Raw genomic sequence first — 16204 nt, 5'->3', positions numbered from 1 at the left:
GGAAAAGCTGTTCCTGGGCTCAGCCGAGGGAAAATGCTCGCCGCCCCTCAAAATGAGTTGCGTACCTCAAAACACCTCTGCTAGCCTTCAGCCATGGCCGAGACGCTCACCACGACCGCGCTGACGCTGAAGGACATCGCCCGCCAGGCCGGCGTCAGCCTCGCGACGGTGGACCGCGTCCTGCACAATCGTCCGGGCGTGCGGCCGGATACGGTCCGGCGCGTCAAGGAGGCGATCGAGCGCAATTCGTTCCAGCCGCACGTGGCCGCCGCCGAGCTCGCCCGCGGCCGCGCCCGCCGTTTCGCCTTCGTGATGCCGTCGGGGCCGAACCCGTTCATGCAGCAGATCCAGGACTATCTCGGCGAGATGTCGGGCTGGCTGTCGTCCCGCCGCCTCGGCGTCGAGACGGTCGCGACCGACGTGTTCGATCCGTCCGTGCTCGCCGCTTCCCTTGAAGGGCTCTCGGATGATTACGACGGCATCGCCGTGGTGGCGCTGGACCATCCCAGCGTCCGCGCCGCCATCGACGATCTCGTCGATGCCGGCGCCAAGGTCGTGACGCTGGTCTCGGACGTGCCGTCGTCGCGCCGGCACCATTATGTCGGTATCGACAACATTGCCGCGGGGCGCACCGCCGGCGCGCTGGTCGGGCGGCTGGTCGGACAAAAGTCCGGCAAGGTTGCGATCGTCGCGGGCTCGCAGGGCCTGCGCGACCATGCCGAGCGCATTTTTGGCTTCAACCAGGTGATGGCGTCGGAATTCCCCGGCCTCAGCGTGCTGCCGGTGCTCGAAGGACGCGACGAGGACGCGCGTTCGGAACAATTGTTGGCGCGGCTGCTGGGCAGGCATACCGATATTGTGGGTCTTTATAATGTCGGCGCCGGCACGCAAGGCGTCGCCAACGCGTTGAATGAGAAGGCCTTGAGCGATGCGGGCCGCGACAGGCAGGTGGTGTTCGTCGGACACGACCTCACCGCGCTGACGCGCCGGCTGCTGCTGCAGGGCGTGATGCATGCCGCGATCTCGCAGAACCCCGGACACGAAGCGCGCGCCGCCGTGCGCGTGCTGCTCGCGCTCGCCCGTGGCGAGCCGATCTTGCGCGAACAGGAGAAGATCAGGATCGACATCGTGATGCGAGACAATCTGCCTTAACGGCAGGTGGAATTCAAAACGACCCCGTTGCGGATAAGGCGACCTTGAGTTCGCGCACCGCAACAGGCGAAAGGGAGGATGGCGTGTATCTCGGAATCGACATCGGCACATCGGGTGTGAAAGCGGTGCTCGTCAGCGAAGCCGGCGCGGTTCTCGCGACGGCGGTGCGCGAGCTTGCGCTGTCGCATCCGGCGCCGCTGTGGTCCGAGCAGGATCCCGATGGCTGGGTCGATGCGGCGGTCGGCGCGGTCGACGATCTTGCCGCGCGCCATCCGCGCGAGGTCGCGCGGATGCGCGGCATCGGGCTATCCGGCCAGATGCATGGCGCGACGCTGCTGGACGAGGACGGACGGCCGCTGCGTCCCGCGATCCTCTGGAACGACGGCCGCTCGCACGCCGAATGCGTCGCGCTGGAGCGGCGCTGCCCCTCGTTGCACACCATCGCCGGTAATCTGGCCATGCCCGGCTTCACCGCGCCGAAGCTGCTCTGGGTCGCCAGGCATGAGCCAAAAATCTTCGCGCGCGTCGCAAAGGTGCTGCTGCCCAAGGCCTATGTGCGCTATCGCCTGACCGGCGAGATGATCGAGGACATGTCGGACGCGGCCGGCACGCTATGGCTCGACGTCGGTCTGCGCCGCTGGTCGGCCCTGCTGCTGCATGCCACGGGGCTCGATCTCCATCACATGCCGCGCCTTGTCGAGGGCAGCGAGGTTAGCGCGACGCTCGCGCCGGATTACGCGCAACGCTGGGGCATGGCAAAGAATGTCGTGGTCGCCGGCGGCGCCGGCGACAATGCCGCGAGCGCGATCGGGCTCGGCGCCATCGCGCCGGGCGATGCCTTCCTGTCGCTTGGCACATCCGGCGTGGTGTTCCGCGTCACTGATCGGTTCGCGCCGGCGCCGGCCTCGGCGGTCCATGCGTTCTGTCACGCGCTGCCCAGCCGCTGGCATCAGATGGGCGTGATGCTGTCGGCTGCGGCTTCGCTGGCCTGGCTCGCCGGCGTGATGGAGGTTCCGGCCGCAGCGCTGCTGGCGCCGCTCGGCGAGCGCGTCGATGGACCGAGTCCGGTCAAATTCCTGCCCTATCTCGACGGCGAGCGCACGCCGCACAACGATGCCGCCGCCAGCGGTGCCTTTGTCGGCCTGCGCGGTGCGACCGGGCGCTCCCAGATCGTTCAGGCCGTGCTCGAAGGCGTCGCCTTCGCCGCGCGCGACAATCTGGCGGCGCTGAGCGCGGCCGGCGGACCGCTTCCCGAGGCCGATCTCGTCGGCGGCGGCTCGCGCTCGCCGCTGTGGGCGCAGATCTGCGCAGATGTGCTCGGCATTCCCGTCCACCGCGTCGAGGAGGGCGAGGTCGGGGCGGCGCTCGGCGCCGCCAGGCTCGGACGGCTCGCCGCCACCGGCGAAGACGCGGCTGCGGTTTGCACCCGTCCGCGCCGGCTCGCGAGCTTTACGCCTCGCGCATCCGTGGCTGCGGCCTATGATGAGGCCTATCGCCGCTGGCGCGAACTTTATCCCGCGTTGAAGGAGTGTGCCTAAGTGACTGCGTCAGCGAAATTCTTCGATACAAGCGTACCTGTCGCCTTCGCCGGCGGGGATGCGGGAAACGCGCCTGCCTTCCGCTGGTACGATAAGGACCGCCTCGTCCATGGCCGCAGGATGGAGGACCATCTGCGCTTTGCGGTCTGCTATTGGCATTCGTTGTGTTGGCCCGGCGGCGATCCCTTTGGCGGCGAGACGTTCCTGCGACCCTGGCATCACGGCGCCGATGCGATGGCGCAGGCGCGCGCCAAGGCTGACGTCGCCTTCGAACTGTTTCGTCTGCTCGACGTGCCCTTCTTCACCTTCCACGACGTCGATGCGGCGCCGGAAGGTAACTCGCTTGGCGAATCCGTCGCCAACCTCAATGCCATCGCCGATCTGTTCGAAGCGAAGATGGCCTCGAGCAAAGTGCGCCTGCTCTGGGGCACCGCCAATTTGTTCACGCATCGCCGCTACATGGCGGGCGCGGCCACCAATCCCGACCCCGAGATCTTCACCTATGCCGCCGGCCAGGTCCGCGCCGCGCTGGAGGTGACGCACCGGCTCGGCGGTCAGAACTACGTGCTGTGGGGCGGGCGCGAGGGCTACGAGACGCTGCTCAACACCGATCTCAAGCGCGAGCTCGACCAGCTCGGCCGCTTCGTCTCGCTGGTCGTCGAGCACAAGCACAAGATCGGCTTCAAGGGGCCGATCCTGATCGAGCCGAAGCCGAAGGAGCCGACCAAGCACCAATATGATTTCGACGTCGCGACCTGCTACGGCTTCCTCGCGCGTTACGACCTGCTGAAGGACGTCAAGCTCAACATCGAGCAGAACCACGCCATCCTCGCCGGCCACTCCTTCCATCACGAGGTCGCGCTCGCGGAGGCGCTGGGTGTGTTCGGCTCGCTCGACATCAACCGCGGCGACGATCTGCTCGGCTGGGACACCGACCAGTTCGCGATGAACGTGCCCGAGCTTGCCCTGGTGTTCCACGAGCTCCTGAGCCGCGGCGGCTTCAGCTCGGGCGGGCTGAATTTCGACGCCAAGATCCGGCGCCAGTCGATCGATCCCGACGATCTGATCCATGCCCATGTCGGCTCGATGGATGCCTGCGCGCGTGCGTTGCTCGCTGCCGCGGACATGCTCGACGCGGGCGTGCTCACTGCGCCGCTCGCGAAACGCTATGAGGGATGGGCCGGGCCCGAGGGCCGCGCCATTCTCGGCGGCCAGCGCTCGCTCGCCGAACTTGCCGACCGTGCGCACGGCCAGGGCTTTGACCCGCAGCCGCGCTCGGGTCGGCAGGAATATCTTGAATCCCTCGTCAACCGCTACGTCTGAGGAAGGCCGCTGATGACAAATGCACAAGCGACACCGGTCCTCGAGCTGACCGGCATCGGCAAGGAGTTCGGCGCCATCCGCGCGCTGCATGATGTCGACATGCAGGTCCTCCCCGGCGAGGTCGTCGGCCTGATGGGCGACAACGGCGCGGGCAAGTCGACGCTGGTCAAGATCATCGCCGGCAATTTCCGCCCCAGCCACGGCGAAATCCGCTTCGCCGGCAGTGCGGTTCATTTCAACCGGCCCGTCGATGCCCGCGGCGTCGGCATCGAGGTGGTCTATCAGGACCTTGCGCTCGCCGACAATCTCACCGCAGCGGCCAACGTCTTTCTCGGCCGCGAGCTGAAGCGCAGGATCGGGCCGTTCGCGTTGCTCGACCACAAGGCGATGGCGGCGCGTGCGCTGGAGCTGTTCGGCGAGCTGCGTTCGGAAACGCGTCCCGACGATCTCGTCAAGCAGATGTCGGGCGGCCAGCGCCAGGCGGTTGCGATCGCGCGGACGCGGCTCTCCAACGCGAAGCTGGTCATGATGGACGAGCCCACGGCCGCGATCTCGGTCCGCCAGGTCGAGCAGGTGCTCGGCCTGATCCACCGGCTGAAGGAGCAGGGCGTTGCCGTGATGCTGATCTCGCACCGCATGCCCGACGTGTTCGCGGTGTGCGACCGCGTCATCGTCATGCGCCGCGGCGAAAAGCGGGCCGACAAGCCCATCCACCAGACCTCCCCCGAGGAGGTCACCGCCCTGATCACCGGCGCGAAGGAGGCGGCGTGATGGCCATGCCCTTGGAATCCCCGATCACCTTCTCGAACATCGGCAAGATCAGATGGTGGCAGCGCGGCATCTTCGCGTCCCAGACCGGCTATGTCCTGCTCGCACTCGCCGTGCTGCTGGTAATCATGCATTTCGCCAGCCCGTACTTTTTCACCGAAGGCAACATGCAGAACGTGGCGAAGAATTTCTCCTTCATCGCCATTGCCACCCTCGGCGTCACATTCGTGATCATCACCGGCGGCATCGATCTGTCGGTCGGCTCCATGATGTGCTTCTCCGCCATGATCACCTCGATGGTGATGACCGAGCTGTCGGCGCCAGGCTCGCCCGCGGGCTCCCTGTTCGTGCACCTGGCGGCCGACGGCAAGACCGTGCTCGCCAATGTCCCCGGCCTGATCCTGGTGGTCTCGCTTCTCGCCGGCCTCGGCGTCGCGCTGCTCGCCGGCCTCGTCAACGGCTTCTGTATCGCGGTGCTCGGCCTGTCGCCGTTCGTCACCACGCTCGGCATGCTCTCGATCGTGCGCGGGCTCGGCTATGTCGTTTCGAACGGACGCGGCAGCTTTCCAGGTGGGCCGGATGCCGATTATTTCTACGCGCTCACCTCGGGCGACGTGCTCGGCGTGCCGGTGCCATTCATTTATCTGATCGTCCTCGCGCTGGCGATGGCCGTGCTGCTGCACCACAGCGCGTTCGGCCGTCACGTGTTCGCGCTCGGCGGCAACGAGAAGGCGGCCGAACTCACCGGCATCCCGGTCGTGCGGGTGAAGATCGAGGTTTATGTGATCTGCGCGCTCGCCGCAGGCCTCCAGGGCATCATCATCTCCGGCTGGCTCGGGTCGGCGCCGGCCAACATGGCGACGTCCTACGAGCTCAATGTGATCGCTGCGGCCGTCATCGGCGGTGCCAATCTCGCCGGCGGCATCGGCGGTCCGCTCGGCGCCATCGTCGGCTGCGTGCTGCTCGAGGTGATCCGCAACGGCCTCGTGCTCGCCCAGGTCAGCTCCTACTGGCAGCAGACGCTGGTGGGCGTGATCATCATCCTGGCCGTATTGGTCGACCGCATCCGCTCGCGGATGATCTGAAACGACGTCGCTCCGGGACGGCAACGAAAATGCCGCCTGTCCGCTTCCCGGACGATCTTGAGAGGACAGGCGCCAAAGAAGGGTGGAGGAGACGATGAGGAAATTTGTTTTTGCCGGAATCGCGGTCGCGATGATGGCTACGCCGGCGTTTGCCGCAAACTACCGGTTCGTGATCGTGCCCAAGGCGATGAACAATCCGTTCTTCGACTTCGCGCGCGACGGGTGCCTGAAGCGTGCCAAGGAGCTCGGCAATATCGAGTGCATCTACAAGGGGCCGGTCGAACACGAGCCGGCGACGCAGGCCCAGATCATCCAGGACTTCGTCACCCAGAAGGTCGACGGCCTCGCCATTTCGGTTGCCGACGTCGCGGCGATGACCAAGTCGATCGACGCGGCGACGGCGGCCGGCATCCCCGTCATCACCTTCGACGCCGATGCGCCCGGCGCCAAGCGCATCGCCTATATCGGAACCAACAACAAGGAGTTCGGCGTCGCCCTCGGCAAGCAGCTCCTGAAGTTGCGGCCCGACGGTGGCAAATACGCCATGGTCTCGGGTGGTCCCGGCGCCAAGAACCTCGCCGAACGCGTCGACGGCGTCCGCGAGGCGTTGAAGGGCTCGAAATGGACCGAGGTCGCGGGCTCGCCGACGTTCTGCAACGACGATCCCGCGCTGGCGGTTCAGCAGATGACTGACATGCGCACCGCGACGCCCGACCTCGCCGCGATCGTTCCCATCGGCGGCTGGCCGATGTTCGCCCCCGAAGGCTTCAAGGCCTTCGCGTCCAGGTACAAGAAGGATATCGATTCCGGCAAGTTCACGCTTGTCGTGGCCGATACGCTGAAGATGCAGCTCGAGCTGTTGCGCGATGGCTATGCCAATGCGCTGGTTGGCCAGCGACCGTTCGAGATGGGCGAGAAGGCGATGGACACGCTGCTCGCGATCAAGAAGGGCGAGAAGGTGCCGGAGATCGTCTATACCGGCCTCGATCTCGTGACCAAGGACAACGTTGCGCAGATGTTGAAGTAGGAGCGTCGCCAGCCCCGCGCTCCTGCGTGCCTCTCCCGCTTGCGATTTTCGCAAGCGGGAGAGATGATTTTGGCTGTCGAGGAAGACTGTTGAGGCAATGGGAATGAAAAGGTCGCGGCTCGGCTCTCTCGATGTCACCTCACTCGGCCTCGGTTCCGCCCCGCTCGGCGGATTGTTCACCCCCGTCAGCGATGCCGATGCGGAAGCGACCATCGCCCGCGCCTGGTCGCTCGGAATCCGCTTCTTCGACACCGCGCCGCTCTACGGCTTTGGCCTCGCGGAGCGACGCCTTGGCGCATTCCTGCGGCAACAACCCCGTGACTCCTGCGCCATCTCGACCAAGGTCGATCGCCTGCTCGACGAGCTCTGCCGCAAGCACGGCACGCAGATGAGCTGGGAGCTGCGTGGGCGAAAACTCGTCGATGCCCGCGCGCCATTGCCGGGCGGAGCGTAAGGCATGATCGTCGACGCTCACCAGCATTTCTGGGATCCCGCGCGCGCCGACTATCCCTGGATGGACGCGCCCGAGCTCACGCCGATCCGGCGTGCCTTCGGTCCGGCTGATCTCGCGCCGCTCTTGAAAGCCAACGGCATCGACGCGAGCATTCTGGTGCAGTGCCGCTCCGCACTGGCGGAGACCGAGGAATTTTTGCGGATCGCGCATGCGACGCCCTCAGTGATTGGCATCGTCGGCTGGGCCGATCTGACCGACGCTGAACTTGGCGAGACGCTGGAGCAGTTGCGTGCTTCGCCCGGCGGCGACAAGCTGGTCGGCATCCGCCACCAGGTCCATGACGAGGCCGACCCGGATTGGCTGTTGCGCGAGGACGTCCAGCGCGGCCTCACGGCCGTGTTCGCGCACGATCTCGCCTACGATTTCCTGGTCCGCACCCGCGAGCTGCCGGCCGCGATCGCAACCGCACAAGCGTTCCCGCAGGCGCGCTTCGTGCTCGACCACGCAGCCAAGCCGCCGATCGCCGATGGCGGAAGCACTGAATGGTCCAATGGCATCGCGGCACTCGCGGCCTGCGGCAATGTCTGGTGCAAGGTCTCGGGACTGGCGACGGAAGCGGTGTGGAGCGACTGGAATGCGGAGCGGCTGTTTCCGTTCGTCGCGCACGCCGCGACATGCTTTGGCGAGAATCGCCTGATCTTCGGCTCGGACTGGCCGGTATGTTTGCTCGCGGGAAGCTATGGCGAGATCAAGGGCGCGCTGGAGGCGTGCCTGATGGAGCTCGGGCCGCAGGTGCGGGAGAAGGCGTTCGGCGTGAATGCCAAGGCTGCGTATCGGCTGGCGGTGAGCTGAAGTCGCCAGCGCGTGTCGCTCAGTGTTCGTCCCCGAACACCCGATCCAGCGCCGCATCGTACGTCGTCTGCACCAGCTCCGGATGCAGCTTCGCCAGCGTCTCCATCATCACGCCTGAGTTGATCTCGAGCACACGCCAGACGCCGTCGACGTGCACGAGGTCGATCGATGCGAAGGTGATGCCGATGGCATTGGCGGCATCGATGGCGAGCTTTGCGCAGGCTGTGCGTAGATCGTCGTCCCGCATCAGCACGGGCGTTGCACCCGCATCGAGATTGTGCCGCCAATCCGGGCCAAGCTGCTTGCTGTAGACGACGAGTGGCACATCGTCGAGCAGTACCACGCGAACTTCATCCTCGATCACGACATAGGGTGAGATCACGAGTCCGGCGCTCATCGAAAAGGCTTCGCAAACCGCATGATCGAGCTCTGTTTCCGTCGTTACCCTGAAGACGGATCGTCCCGACGTCCCGTCGTTCGGCTTCACCACCACGCCTTGCGGATTGTCGTGAAGCAACGCCAGCATGGTCTCTCGCCAGGCGACGCCGACAACCTTCTCGCCCAACTTCGGATTGAGGAAGAGGCGATGGGGAATGCAGGGCACGCCCTCGAGCGCCAGCACCTCGGCGGCGGCCGATTTGTCGTTGGCCAGGCGGTGCGCGATGGCGCTGTTGAGGCCGATGTCGTAGCCGAACGCGAAGCGGCGCTGCTCGCCCCGGCGCATCGCGAGCAGCCAGCCATCGGCGCGGACTTCGAGCGCGATGCCATGGGTTGCGCAATAGCGCTTGATCGCCTGCACGAAGGTCCGCTCGCCACTCGCCATGTGTCTCAGTCGCCAGTCCCAGTCGTCAGTTCCAGTCGATCTTGGCGCCAAAAGCCGCAAAAATCCGGGAAACGGCGCCAAACGGGGGTGAAATCAGAGCTATTCTTAATGAAATTCTCGCGAGCACTACGGAAATTAAGTGCTGTATTCGAGCCCCGGAGGGAAAAGAAATTGCCCTCCGCATGCGCCGGACAGCAGATCATTAATGGTGTGACCATTTCCGCCGCAAATGCCGGTTTGACCGGCATCAATTGCATCCGGAACGAGGTTGATTATTGGTCTCAATGGCGTAGATCACACTCGCGAAATCCTCCGCCATGGCAATGGTGTCCGCTCCGCTTTCAGGGGTCGGGCAACGCTTTTGCCCTAAAACCGCAGTTATTCGGAATATCGAAAATCATGAGCGCGTTTTACCGAGAGAAGGTTCTTTCCGTCCAGCACTGGACCGACACCCTGTTCAGCTTTCGCGCAACCCGGGATTCCGGCTTCCGCTTCCAGAACGGCCAGTTCGCGATGATCGGCCTCGAGGTTGAGGGCCGCCCGCTGCTCCGCGCCTACAGCATGGCGAGCGCCAACCACGAGGAAGAGCTCGAGTTCTTCTCGATCAAGGTTCAGGACGGCCCGCTGACGTCGCGTCTCCAGAAGATCAAGGAAGGCGACACCATCCTGGTCGGCCGCAAGGCGACCGGCACGCTGATCACCGACAACCTCATCCCCGGCAAGCGGCTGATGCTGCTCTCGACCGGCACGGGCTTGGCGCCCTTCGCCAGCCTGATCAAGGACCCCGAGGTTTACGACCAATTCGACAGCATCGTGCTGGTGCATGGCTGCCGTCAGGTCTCCGAGCTCGCCTATGGCGAGAAGCTCGTCGCCGGTCTTCGCGAGGACGAACTGTTCGGGGAGTTGCTTGCGGACAAGCTCATCTACTACCCGACCGTGACCCGCGAGCCGTTCAAGAACCGCGGCCGCATCACCGATCTCATCAGCTCCGAGCAGATCTTCAACGACATCGGCCAGGGTCCGCTCGACATTGCGACCGACCGCATCATGATGTGCGGCAGCCCGGCGATGCTCGAAGAGCTGAAACTGATGTTCGAGGGCCGCGACTTCGTCGAGGGCTCCGGCAACAAGCCCGGCCATTTCGTGATCGAAAAGGCCTTCGTCGAGCGGTAGGCCCTCTCGGCGTCGTCCTGGCGAAAGCCAGGACGCTTGCCTGGGTAAAGCACCTTGACCGGTTAATGGCCATCCATTCCGGGCTCTGCTGCACCGCAGCAGCCCGCCCATCGGGCTGATTGATTTGTCCCCGCCGAATTCGCTAGCCTGAAACAACCGCCGCGTCATATCCGTATGACAGGCGCGGGCGTATCGTACCGCCTCATGCTGGCGAGAGGATGGGAATCGTGGCCGACGAGAATAAGACGCAGGAATCGCCTCACTTATCGCCCAACGTATCCGCCAAACGGCTGCCGCTGGCGGAAGAGGGGATCATGGAAACCCTGCTGCTGCCATTCTCCCCGCGCTTCATCGTCCTGACGATCTGCGCGGTGGTCACCGCGCTGCTAATCGGCATCGGCATCGCCGACCGCAAGATCTTCGACATCCTGCTGATCCCGATCCTGATCTTCGGCGCGTTGACGCTGCTGGGCGTCCGCGACCTCATGCAGAAGGGCCACGCCGTCCTGCGCAACTACCCGATCTCGGCGCATATCCGCTTCCTGCTCGAAGAAATTCGCCCGGAGATGCGGCAGTACTTCTTCGAGAGCGAGAAGGACGGCATGCCGTTCTCGCGCGACATCCGTGCGGTGGTCTACCAGCGCGCGAAGATGCAGCTCGACAAGCGTCCGTTCGGCACCCAGGAGGACGTCTACCGCGAGGGTTATGAGTGGATGCATCATTCGGTGTCGCCGAAGGCGCATGCCGAGGAGAAATTCCGCGTCACCATCGGCGGCCCGGATTGCGCCAAGCCGTATTCGGCTTCGGTGTTCAACATCTCCGCGATGAGTTTTGGCGCGCTCAGCCCGAACGCCGTGCGCGCGCTGAATGCCGGCGCCAAGAAGGGCGGCTTCGCGCACGACACCGGCGAGGGCGGCTTCAGCCCCTATCACGCGGAGATGGGCGGCGACATCATCTGGGAGATCGGTTCGGGCTATTTCGGCTGCCGTCATCTCGACGGCGCCTTCGATCCGGAAGCTTTCGCGCGCGTCGCGAGCCAGGACCAGATCAAGATGGTCGAGCTCAAGATCAGCCAGGGCGCCAAGCCCGGTCATGGCGGCGTGCTGCCGGCGGCGAAAGTCTCGGAGGAGATTTCCAAGATCCGCGGCGTCGCGATGGGTGAGGATTGTATCTCGCCGGCCTCGCATCGCGCCTTCTCGACACCTGTCGGCATGATGCAGTTCATCGGCGAGATGCGAAAGCTCGCCGGCGGCAAGCCGACCGGCTTCAAGCTGTGCATCGGCCATCCCTGGGAATTTTTGGCGATCTGCAAGGCAATGATCGAGACCGGCATCTATCCTGACTTCATCGTGGTCGACGGCAACGAGGGCGGCACCGGCGCCGCGCCGCTCGAGTTCATGGACCATTTGGGCATGCCGATGCGGGAGGGCGTCAATTTCGTCCACAACGCTCTGATAGGCATCAACGCGCGCGACCGCATCAAGATCGGCGCCTCTGGCAAGATCGCCACCGCGTTCGACATGGCACGTGCCATGTCGATCGGCGCGGACTACTGCAATTCGGCGCGCGGCTTCATGTTCTCGCTCGGCTGCATCCAGTCGCTGAGCTGCCACACCGACCGTTGCCCGACCGGTGTCGCGACCCAGGACCCGACGCGGGCGCGCGCGCTCTATGTGCCGCTCAAGATCGACCGCGTGCACAATTATCACCTTGCGACGCTGCACTCGCTGACCGAGCTGATCGCCGCGGCCGGTCTCGAACATCCGCAGCAGCTGCGCCCGATCCATTTCTCGCAGCGCACCTCGACGACGGACGTGAAATCGTTCGCGCAGCTTTATCCGTCGCTGCGTCCGGGCGAACTGCTCGAAGGCACCGAAGACCCGCGCTTCCGCGACGCCTGGCGGATGGCGCGGACAGAGACGTTCCAGCCGGCGCTGTAGGCGCCGGTCCACTTGCAAGGCCGCAGGCCCCGCGCGCAAAAGCATCGCAACGAGGGCTGCGTTTAACGTTTGGTTCAACTTTGGGTGTAGATTGTCGCCATGGATGAGCGGCGCGACAAGGCAAGGCATCGCGTGCTGAAGGCCGGAACGATCGAGTTCGGCGGCGGCGGCGCGATCGACTGCACCATCCGCAACCTGTCCGATACCGGCGCCGCGCTCGACGTCAGCAGTCCCGTCGGCATCCCCGACCATTTCAGCCTGTTCGTCCAGGCCGACGGAATACATCTCGCCTGCACCGTGATCTGGCGCAAGGAAAAGCGGATCGGGGTGAGGTTCGGGTGAGGGCTCCAGCGCACTAGGCCGGGACGACGTGAAGCTTAGTGCGGCGATCTGCATTTCAACACGTCGCCGCTCGCTCACCCCGTTTCTACTTCGCTCCGCCGGCTCGCGAGAATCTTGTCGATCCTCCGTCCGTCGAGATCGACCACCTCGATGTGCCAGTCGCCGAAGTCGAAGGCGTCGCCGACATCAGGCAGCACGTTGAACTGTTGCAGCACGAGGCCGGCGACGGTGTTGTAGCGGTGCGGCGGCAGTTCGATGCCGAGCAGCTCGCCGAATTCGTCGACCGGCATCCAGCCTGAGACCAGCAGCGAATCGTCCGCGCGCCTGACGTAGGCCGGTTCCGGCGGGCCTTCCTCTGAATGGAAGGCGCCGACGATCGATTCCAGAATGTCAGCCGTCGTCACGATGCCTTCGAAGGCGCCGTATTCGTCGTAGACGAGGCCCACATGCACCGGCGCAGCCTTGAGGATCGCCAGCACGTCGCGGGCATCGGCCGAGGCGGGAATGCCCGGCGCCTCGCGAACCAGCACGCGCAAATCCGGCGTGCGCTCGTTCATGAAGGCGACCAGCAGGTCCTTGGCCTGGAGCACGCCAATCGGCTTGTCGCGGTCGCCGTCGGAGACGGGAAAGCGTGAATGCGGGCTCTTGGCGATGGTCGCTCGAATGCTCTCCGGCGTATCGTTCAGGTCGATCTCGTTGACCTCCGTGCGCGGCGTCATGATCGCGCCGACCGGCCGATCGCCGAGCCGCATCACGCCCGCAATCATCTCCTTTTCACCTGACTCGAGCACGCCCGCGCTTTCGGCTTCGCTGACGAGATGATGGATCTCGTCTTCCGAGACCTTCTCTTCGGACTTGCCGCCATGGCCGAGCAGCGTGAGGATCAGCTTGCCGGAGAGATCGAGCAGGAAGACCAGCGGCAGCGAGACCTTCGCAAGCACGTGCATCGCGGGTGCAACCCTGACCGCGATGCTCTCGGGGTCACGCAGCGCCACCTGCTTCGGCACCAGCTCGCCGACGATCAGGGTGGCGTAGGTGATGAGCGTGACAACCAGGCCCACGCCGACGATGTCGGCAATTCCTGCGGACAGGCCGAGCTCGAGCAGCCATTGCGTCAGCCGCTGTCCGAGCGTCGCGCCCGAGAACGCGCCGGAGAGGACGCCGACCAGTGTGATCCCGATCTGCACCGTCGAGAGGAATTTGCCGGGATCGGCCGCGAGCGTCAGCGCCCGCTCGGCGCCGCGGACGCCCTTGGCGGCGAGCATCGACAGCCGGGCCGGACGTGACGAGACCACGGCCAGCTCGGACATGGACAGCAAGCCGTTGATGACGATCAGGACGACGACGATGGCGAGTTCGGCGGAGAGCATTGATGTTCCGAGGTAATGGAGTGTGGCGCGGATGGCGACACAGGCCTTGATATAGGTATTCGGGGGAGAAATGCCGACGATTCTGTCGTATCCGGCATCACGAAGGAACTTCGGCGACACCGTCCGGAAGGCACTCGAAGCCCAATACTCCGCGGAACTACGGGCATGCCGTTGCTTAACGGGCTCTTAGCGGCAACCGGCTAAGTTTTCGGCATTTGCAGGAATGTATTCGGGGGATCAGATGCGGATCGGGAAGCTCTTTGCGCTGTCGATGCTGACGGTGACGGTTTTTGCAGTCATCCTTGGCGCCGAGGTGCTGATACCCCAGGCGCGCATCTTCGCGAACCGCTCCGACGCGATCAAGACGGTCGACGCCTTTGGTGCGACCCTGACGGTCAGTCAGCACATTGCCAGCCTTCGTGCCCCCTACATTTCGCCGATTTTCCAGGAGAACGCTGCGACCCAGGTCCAGATCGAAGGCGCCGCGAAAGCGGCGAAAGCGGTCGATGTCGCGTTCGAGGGGGCAAGGCGCGCCATCATGGTGCTGGATGATTCCGGGCCAATGATCGAAAACCTGGACCGTACCGCGCGGCGGCTCAAGGATATCACCACCGCGGCAGATCGCGCGATGAGCGTTCCGCTGGCGACGCGCGACAGCGCTGCGATCAAGGGCTTCCTTCCGGGCGTTGCCGAGGTCATCGGCAATATCGAGCCGATCATGAACCGGCTCGAAGCGAAGGTCATCAATGCCGATTCCTCGCTTGCGGCGCTGTTGGGCCTGGCGCGAACGGCGCAGGATCTGCGCGTCTCGGCCGGCAGTCGCGCCGCCTCGCTGTCGCCGGCGCTGAGCGCACGCCGACCGCTCACGGCGGCTGAATTTTCGCTGATGGATCGGATGCAGGGACGTGTCGAGGCCGACCGCGAGCGCATCGAGGCCGGTATCGACCAACTCGGAAGCCCGCCCCGCATCGCCACCGCGCTGAAGGCGGCGACGGATTCTTACTTCGGGAAGGCAGCGCTCGTCGTGGACAAGGAAATGCCTGCGGCACGTGGCGACGGCAAGTACGGCATCAACGCCGAAGAGCTTGCCAACGTCATCGTACCCGCCATCCAGATGTTCTACGGCGTGCGCGATGCCGCCTTGGTCGAAGCTGCCGAGCGCGCCTCGGCCGCGCGCGACGGCGCGCTTGCGATGCTCGCGCTCGCGGGCGTGGCGGTGCTGGCGTTGCTGGGGACACTCGCTGGCGTGACCATGATGCTGCGCCGGCGCGTGGTGACGCCGCTGGGCCGGCTCGCGGACGTGATCGCAACGCTTGCCGCTGGGCAGCACGAGGTCGAGATTCCCGTGACGGGCCGCAATGACGAGATCAGCCAGGTGGCGGGATCGCTCCAGCACTTCAAGGACTCGCTCTCCGCCAAGAAGGCGGCCGACGAGGCCGCCGCGGTCGAAGCCGAGGCAAAACTCCGGCGCAGCCAGCGCATGGACCAGATCGCGCGCGATTTCGAAGCGTTGATCGGCGACGTCATCAACACTGTGTCGTCGGCATCGTCGGAGCTGGAAGTGTCGGCGGGAACGCTGACGAGTACCGCCGATCAATCGGAAAAGGTCACCGCGACGGTCGCGGCCGCCTCCGAACAGGCCTCCACCAACGTGCAGACCGTTGCCGCGGCCGCGGAGGAAATGGCGTCCTCGGTCGACGAGATCGGCCGTCAGGTCCAGGATTCCGCGCGGGTGGCCAGCGAAGCGGTGCAGCAGGCCGCGCGGACCAACGACTATGTCGGCGAGCTCGCCAAGGCTGCCGGCCGGATCGGCGACGTGGTCGAGCTCATCAGCCAGATCGCGGGCCAGACCAATCTTCTGGCGCTCAATGCAACGATCGAGGCGGCGCGCGCCGGCGAGGCCGGGCGCGGCTTCGCCGTGGTCGCCTCCGAGGTCAAGGCGCTGGCCGAGCAGACCGCCAAGGCCACCGGCGAGATCAGCCAGCAGATCACGGGAATCCAGAGCGCGACGGAGGATTCGGTCGGCGCCATCAAGTCGATCAGCGATACCATCACCCGCATGTCCGAGATCGCATCGGCGATCGCCTCTGCGGTCGAGGAGCAGGGCGCGGCAACGCGGGAGATTTCCCGCAACGTGCAGCAGGCGGCGCGCGGCACCCAGCAGGTCTCCGCCAGCATCGTCGACGTGCAGCGCGGCGCGAGCCAGACCGGATCGGCCTCCTCCACCGTGCTCGCGTCAGCGAAGTCGCTGTCCGGCGAGAGCAGCCGCCTCAAGATCGAGGTCGGGAAGTTCCTGGACGCGATCCGGGCTGCGTAACAAGGTCATTGTGGAGGAAAGCGGCTTCACCTAGGCTCGC

At 65.2% G+C, this 16204-nt stretch carries 14 protein-coding genes and 1 pseudogene; 12 read left to right on the top strand and 3 right to left on the bottom strand.

Going from position 1 to position 16204, the window contains the following annotated elements; translation table 11 throughout:
- The first annotated feature begins 93 nt into the window (after positions 1-93).
- The 8 genes and pseudogenes from ABIB91_RS15920 to ABIB91_RS15885 all read left to right on the top strand — a co-directional run bounded on the left by ABIB91_RS15920 (position 94) and on the right by ABIB91_RS15885 (position 8199).
- A complete protein-coding gene (locus ABIB91_RS15920; RefSeq protein WP_354162317.1) occupies positions 94-1152 on the top strand; it encodes a LacI family DNA-binding transcriptional regulator in 1059 nt (352 codons plus the stop codon).
- Between the two features lie 83 nt (positions 1153-1235).
- Positions 1236-2690 carry a xylulokinase gene (gene xylB / locus ABIB91_RS15915; protein ID WP_354162320.1) on the top strand — a complete coding sequence of 485 codons (1455 nt, stop codon included), beginning with the start codon at positions 1236-1238 and terminating at the stop codon, positions 2688-2690.
- Positions 2691-4013 carry a xylose isomerase gene (gene xylA / locus ABIB91_RS15910; RefSeq protein ID WP_354162323.1) on the top strand — a complete coding sequence of 441 codons (1323 nt, stop codon included), beginning with the start codon at positions 2691-2693 and terminating at the stop codon, positions 4011-4013. It begins immediately after the preceding gene.
- 12 nt (positions 4014-4025) lie between these two features.
- Positions 4026-4784: an ATP-binding cassette domain-containing protein gene (locus ABIB91_RS15905; RefSeq protein WP_007597833.1), complete on the top strand. Its 759-nt coding sequence runs from the start codon at positions 4026-4028 to the stop codon at positions 4782-4784.
- Entirely contained in the window at positions 4784-5866 is a 1083-nt protein-coding gene (locus ABIB91_RS15900) for an ABC transporter permease (RefSeq protein ID WP_354162326.1), read from the top strand. The genes ABIB91_RS15905 and ABIB91_RS15900 overlap by 1 nt, the downstream gene beginning before the upstream one ends.
- Before the next feature lie 94 nt (positions 5867-5960).
- Positions 5961-6893, top strand: coding sequence for a sugar-binding protein (locus ABIB91_RS15895; protein ID WP_354162329.1), 933 nt, complete (start codon positions 5961-5963; stop codon positions 6891-6893).
- Positions 6894-6996: 103 nt separating this feature from the next.
- A pseudogene (locus ABIB91_RS15890) lies at positions 6997-7251 on the top strand (aldo/keto reductase); the annotation flags it as partial.
- 99 nt (positions 7252-7350) lie between these two features.
- Positions 7351-8199: an amidohydrolase family protein gene (locus ABIB91_RS15885; protein ID WP_354162332.1), complete on the top strand. Its 849-nt coding sequence runs from the start codon at positions 7351-7353 to the stop codon at positions 8197-8199.
- A gap of 19 nt (positions 8200-8218) precedes the next feature.
- On the opposite strand, the gene ABIB91_RS15880 is transcribed toward ABIB91_RS15885, so the two are convergent.
- Both ABIB91_RS15880 and ABIB91_RS15875 read right to left on the bottom strand, forming a co-directional pair.
- Positions 8219-9022 carry an ATP-grasp domain-containing protein gene (locus ABIB91_RS15880; protein ID WP_354162335.1) on the bottom strand — a complete coding sequence of 268 codons (804 nt, stop codon included), beginning with the start codon at positions 9020-9022 and terminating at the stop codon, positions 8219-8221.
- A gap of 5 nt (positions 9023-9027) precedes the next feature.
- Positions 9028-9270, bottom strand: a complete 243-nt coding sequence (locus ABIB91_RS15875) for a hypothetical protein (RefSeq protein WP_354162338.1) — start codon at positions 9268-9270, stop codon at positions 9028-9030.
- Positions 9271-9421: 151 nt separating this feature from the next.
- On the opposite strand from ABIB91_RS15875, the gene ABIB91_RS15870 reads away from it, so the two are divergent.
- From ABIB91_RS15870 to ABIB91_RS15860, 3 genes are all read left to right on the top strand, one after another.
- Positions 9422-10195: a ferredoxin--NADP reductase gene (locus ABIB91_RS15870; RefSeq protein ID WP_007597827.1), complete on the top strand. Its 774-nt coding sequence runs from the start codon at positions 9422-9424 to the stop codon at positions 10193-10195.
- Positions 10196-10413: 218 nt separating this feature from the next.
- Positions 10414-12135 carry an FMN-binding glutamate synthase family protein gene (locus ABIB91_RS15865; RefSeq protein WP_354162341.1) on the top strand — a complete coding sequence of 574 codons (1722 nt, stop codon included), beginning with the start codon at positions 10414-10416 and terminating at the stop codon, positions 12133-12135.
- A 99-nt stretch (positions 12136-12234) separates the two neighbouring features.
- The gene (locus ABIB91_RS15860; RefSeq protein WP_354162344.1) at positions 12235-12477 is read left to right on the top strand and encodes a PilZ domain-containing protein; all 243 of its coding nucleotides are present in this window, start codon (positions 12235-12237) and stop codon (positions 12475-12477) included.
- Between the two features lie 74 nt (positions 12478-12551).
- Here ABIB91_RS15860 and ABIB91_RS15855 read toward each other — a convergent pair whose 3' ends face one another.
- Positions 12552-13847 carry a hemolysin family protein gene (locus tag ABIB91_RS15855; RefSeq protein WP_354162347.1) on the bottom strand — a complete coding sequence of 432 codons (1296 nt, stop codon included), beginning with the start codon at positions 13845-13847 and terminating at the stop codon, positions 12552-12554.
- Between the two features lie 241 nt (positions 13848-14088).
- On the opposite strand from ABIB91_RS15855, the gene ABIB91_RS15850 reads away from it, so the two are divergent.
- Positions 14089-16164, top strand: a complete 2076-nt coding sequence (locus ABIB91_RS15850) for a methyl-accepting chemotaxis protein (RefSeq protein WP_354162350.1) — start codon at positions 14089-14091, stop codon at positions 16162-16164.
- Positions 16165-16204: the final 40 nt, after the last annotated feature.

It is taken from the genome of Bradyrhizobium sp. JR4.3, assembly GCF_040547695.1.
In the GTDB taxonomy this organism is placed as follows: domain Bacteria; phylum Pseudomonadota; class Alphaproteobacteria; order Rhizobiales; family Xanthobacteraceae; genus Bradyrhizobium; species Bradyrhizobium canariense.
Note: the sequence above shows the minus strand (reverse complement) of the source record. Positions and strands in the feature narration are given on the sequence as shown.

What these genes read in the sequence shown, in the direction of transcription:
- ABIB91_RS15895 (WP_354162329.1), top strand. Translation starts at nt 5,961, where the DNA reads ATGAGGAAATTTGTTTTTGCCGGAATCGCGGTCGCGATGATGGCTACG.
- ABIB91_RS15900 (WP_354162326.1), top strand. Translation starts at nt 4,784, where the DNA reads ATGGCCATGCCCTTGGAATCCCCGATCACCTTCTCGAACATCGGCAAG.
- ABIB91_RS15865 (WP_354162341.1), top strand. Translation starts at nt 10,414, where the DNA reads ATGGGAATCGTGGCCGACGAGAATAAGACGCAGGAATCGCCTCACTTA.
- ABIB91_RS15850 (WP_354162350.1), top strand. Translation starts at nt 14,089, where the DNA reads ATGCGGATCGGGAAGCTCTTTGCGCTGTCGATGCTGACGGTGACGGTT.
- ABIB91_RS15855 (WP_354162347.1), bottom strand. Translation starts at nt 13,847, where the DNA reads ATGCTCTCCGCCGAACTCGCCATCGTCGTCGTCCTGATCGTCATCAAC.
- ABIB91_RS15870 (WP_007597827.1), top strand. Translation starts at nt 9,422, where the DNA reads ATGAGCGCGTTTTACCGAGAGAAGGTTCTTTCCGTCCAGCACTGGACC.
- ABIB91_RS15875 (WP_354162338.1), bottom strand. Translation starts at nt 9,270, where the DNA reads ATGCCGGTCAAACCGGCATTTGCGGCGGAAATGGTCACACCATTAATG.
- ABIB91_RS15880 (WP_354162335.1), bottom strand. Translation starts at nt 9,022, where the DNA reads ATGGCGAGTGGCGAGCGGACCTTCGTGCAGGCGATCAAGCGCTATTGC.
- ABIB91_RS15905 (WP_007597833.1), top strand. Translation starts at nt 4,026, where the DNA reads ATGACAAATGCACAAGCGACACCGGTCCTCGAGCTGACCGGCATCGGC.
- ABIB91_RS15860 (WP_354162344.1), top strand. Translation starts at nt 12,235, where the DNA reads ATGGATGAGCGGCGCGACAAGGCAAGGCATCGCGTGCTGAAGGCCGGA.
- ABIB91_RS15885 (WP_354162332.1), top strand. Translation starts at nt 7,351, where the DNA reads ATGATCGTCGACGCTCACCAGCATTTCTGGGATCCCGCGCGCGCCGAC.
- ABIB91_RS15920 (WP_354162317.1), top strand. Translation starts at nt 94, where the DNA reads ATGGCCGAGACGCTCACCACGACCGCGCTGACGCTGAAGGACATCGCC.